Origin of the sequence: Sphaerospermopsis reniformis (assembly GCF_005402885.1) — a bacterium.
Taxonomy (GTDB): Bacteria; Cyanobacteriota; Cyanobacteriia; order Cyanobacteriales; family Nostocaceae; genus Sphaerospermopsis; species Sphaerospermopsis kisseleviana.
In genome coordinates this window covers 1-2,320 of record NZ_BJCE01000433.1, presented here as the reverse complement: position 1 = coordinate 2,320, position 2,320 = coordinate 1, and the positions used below count along the sequence as shown (strand labels likewise).

Below are 2,320 nucleotides of genomic sequence, written 5' to 3'. Positions count from 1 at the left end.
TGCCAGTTTTAATTTTAATATAACCCGATCTGATGGTAGTTTTATTCAAAAATTTATTCCCATAAATGATACCCGCAAAGCAACCACAAATGCACTTGAGGGAGGAGGTTCTTTATTTAGTAATTTAGATGCTACCAATGCACCAAAATTTTTACAAGGTTTTCCCACTGTCAATTTACAACCTTTATTAAATAATGGTGTGAAGTTGGAAATTGGTAGTATTATACCCCGGGAAAATTTAGAAGCTGCGGGACTCACATTAGGTGATTTTTTCACTAAAGAGGGATATGCTTTTAACGCTCCGATTAGTTCTTCTCCGGGAATTAAAACTTTACAACTTGATCAAAGTGATAACAATGATATTGTGGCAGTTCTCACCAATCCTTTTTTAACTAGGGAACAAAGAGATTTTCATTATCTTAATTCTTTGATGTGGTATAACTTGGGTCAACAAAATCCTGAAATTGCCACTTTAAATATCATAGAACCTCAAAATCTAGATTGGTATAGATATACTTTAAGTTGGTCACATAACCGAACTTTACTGCATTATGATCCAGAAAAAATTAAATTAAATTATTTAAATGTTTTTGCTAATCCTGGGTTATCTATAACTACAAACCAATGGAAAAATACTGATTTTAATCAAACTAAAAACGCTAGTTTAGGTTTAATATTTGGTAGCGTATTTAATGTTATTAATCCCGGTAATTTGAATGAAACTATTAGTGAAGCTAAAAAGAAATATAATAATTTGCAACCGTTAGCTACTTTAAATACAAAAGCTACATCTCAACAACGTAGACAGATGAACCAACGGTTAAATGATACTCTTAATTATGGAAATACTAATAGCAATCTTTCCCAAGTTTCAGGAAGTTATACTTTTGCTAGTAATATTACTCCAGACAGTTCATTATTATTGCAATTGAGAACAGGTCTTTATAAAAGAAGTGTGCAGTTTATGGAACAAACAATAGAACCTTGGACTCCTGAAACTCCTGTAGTAATAGATTTTGTCCGTCCTATTGATTTGGGTCCAATACTTTATACTGGAGTTAATATCCCCACAAATTTAACTCAAATTAATGCACCGGAAACCTTTGAAGTTACTTTCATTCGTGGTGAAACTTCCGATGGAAAAGTTTTATTTGATCAATCTTATGTATTTAATAATTTAGCTAATCTGTTTACTGCTGTTCCTTTCTTGGGTCCGGGAAGAATTTATGATTCATATTTTGGACGGATAAAACTGAGTACGTTTCGACAAAGAGATATCCAAACATCTTCTTATGCTGGAAATCTTTTTTTACCAGCAGTTGAACTAACAGCGTCTGGAAGTATTAATAATTTTAGTTATGCTTTATCTGCGGGAACATGGTTTAATTTATTTCCCGATTCTGCACCGATGATTGATAATAATTTAGGTAAATTAATTCCTAATATTACAGAGGAAAGTTCCATAGGAGGAATGTTGAAATTTGCAGCTAAGGTTGATTTTACGAATATATTTTATGATGAAAAGAAGCAATGGCACACGATTATAGCTAATTCACCATTTTTTTCATTAAGTTATAACACTAATCATAATAGTTTGAATTTATCTGGTATTTCTTTAGGGCATATATTTCAGTTTGTCAAACCAGATTTTAATATCACTGTTTATCCGGTGTTTAGTTATACCCCACAAATGCTCAATTCTAATGTTAAATCTGGTAACTTTGGCAATATTGGTACTTTTTTTCTATTCAACTTTTCCCATAACGTAGGGTTTAATGTTAATGGTTCTATTTCTTTTGGTAATCCATCTTACTACCAAATTGAAGCTACTTATGATATGATTAGAGATCAAGAAATAGGAACTTTTACTATTGGTCCTTACTATACAAATTATTCTCTGGCTACTGTGAGAGGATTTGAAAGTCAAGCAGAAGATCCTCACAATGGAATGATATTTCGCTATAAAAGTCCTAATTCTGGTTTGGTAATTAATTCTAGGTTAGGTCATAATGATTTTGGTTTTAGAGGGCAATTGAATATGGAATTTAATTTCTAGAAGGATATTAAGAAGTTCAAGAAGTCAGGAGAATGGCTTCGCCACGCTTACTTCGACAGGCTCAGTACAAGTCGCGAACGAGGAGTCAGGAGATCGAGGATATCAAGGAGTTTTTTGTATTTTGAAACGAAGTAAAAAGGGGTTGCTGAGAAAGTCTTTCCGTGAGGGCATAGGAGTCAGGAGTCAGGAGTCAGGAGTCAGGAGGAGATGTGAAAATTTCTTTGCCGTCTCTTGAAATCCCAAAAAATGCACACTTTTTCCGGT

The 2,320-nt window shown here is 33.1% G+C and carries 1 pseudogene; it reads left to right on the top strand.

What is annotated here, in order from left to right:
- Positions 1–2,056, top strand: a pseudogene (locus tag FFR48_RS27330) (hypothetical protein); the annotation flags it as partial.
- Positions 2,057–2,320: the final 264 nt, after the last annotated feature.